This is a genomic window from Streptomyces sp. NPDC054840 (assembly GCF_053611065.1).
Genome location: NZ_JBSGZP010001157.1, coordinates 1 through 1121 on the forward strand (window position 1 = coordinate 1; position 1121 = coordinate 1121).

The following is a 1121-nucleotide window of genomic DNA, read 5'->3' on the forward strand; positions in this document are numbered from 1 at the left end:
CCGTAGGACGGTGCGGGGCTCCCCAGGGTTGTGCGGTGCGCGGCGCTTGCGGCGGCGCGGGCTTTCTAGTACCAGCCGTTGGCCTGGTGGAAGCTCCAGGCGCCGCAGGGGCTGCCGTAGCGGTCTTCCATGTAGTTCAGGCCCCACTTGATCTGCGTGGCGGGGTTGGTGCGCCAGTCCGCGCCGGCCGTGGCCATCTTCGAACCGGGCAGTGCCTGGACCAGACCGTAGGCGCCCGAGGACTTGTTCACGGCCAGGTAGTTCCAGGTGGATTCCTGGTTGATGATGTTCGAGAAGCACTGGAACTGGCCGGCCGGGACCATCTGCTGGGCGATGGCCTTGACCTGAGCGACCGTGTAGGAGCTCTGGGGGGCGAAGTCCCCGGCATCACGGGCGGCGGAGCGGCTGGCGACCTGTTCCTTCTCCTCGCGTTCCCGCTTCAGCCTGGCGTCGGCCTCGGCCTTCTCCTTCTCGGCCTCCGCCTTCTTGGCCTTGGCGTCCTCGGCGGCCTGGAGGCGAGCGGCCTCCTCGGCGGAACGCTTGGCGTCGGCATCGGCGGCGTGGGCGATGGCGTCGGCCTGCTGCGTCAGCGACGCACTCTGGACCTGTGCCTGGTCGCCGACCGGGATGTCGGCAAGGAGAGTCGCGCCGGACGCGGTCGTCTCGAGATCGTTCGTGGGGTCGCCGGTGGCAACGCCTACGACTGCGCCGACGGTGGTGACCGCGGTGGCCGAAGCCACGGCGAACCCCCGGACCGAGATCCGGCTCACACGGTGTCCTTCCAGCAGCGTCCGCAGTGACCGCGCGGGCGCAAAAGTGCCCTCGACTCTGGCCTCCGTGGTTCTACGGTCACTGGAGGCGCGGGCCCGTGGGCAACCCCCTTGCGGGGGCCGCCGCGTGAAACTCCGGGCGGCATACGGCGATCGGCTGTGGAGTTGTGGTGCTGCGCGTACCTCACGGGAGATACAGGTGTGCCGTATGCGGGGCCTGACGGAAACCAGACTCTGCCGGAACGCGACACCGCAAGGCAATTCTCTGTTGCGTGTGAAAGGTCACACCTGGCATGCCGCCGCTGATTCGAGAAAAGACCTGTGCAGCGCGGCGCCGCCCGGCTAGGCTCT

The 1121-nt window shown here is 68.7% G+C and carries 1 protein-coding gene; it reads right to left on the reverse strand.

Going from position 1 to position 1121, the window contains the following annotated elements; translation table 11 throughout:
• Positions 1-65: 65 nt before the first annotated feature.
• Positions 66-770 (reverse strand): aggregation-promoting factor C-terminal-like domain-containing protein, encoded by a 705-nt coding sequence (locus ACWGIU_RS38335; protein ID WP_453712771.1) that lies wholly within the window; start codon positions 768-770, stop codon positions 66-68.
• Positions 771-1121 lie beyond the last annotated feature (351 nt).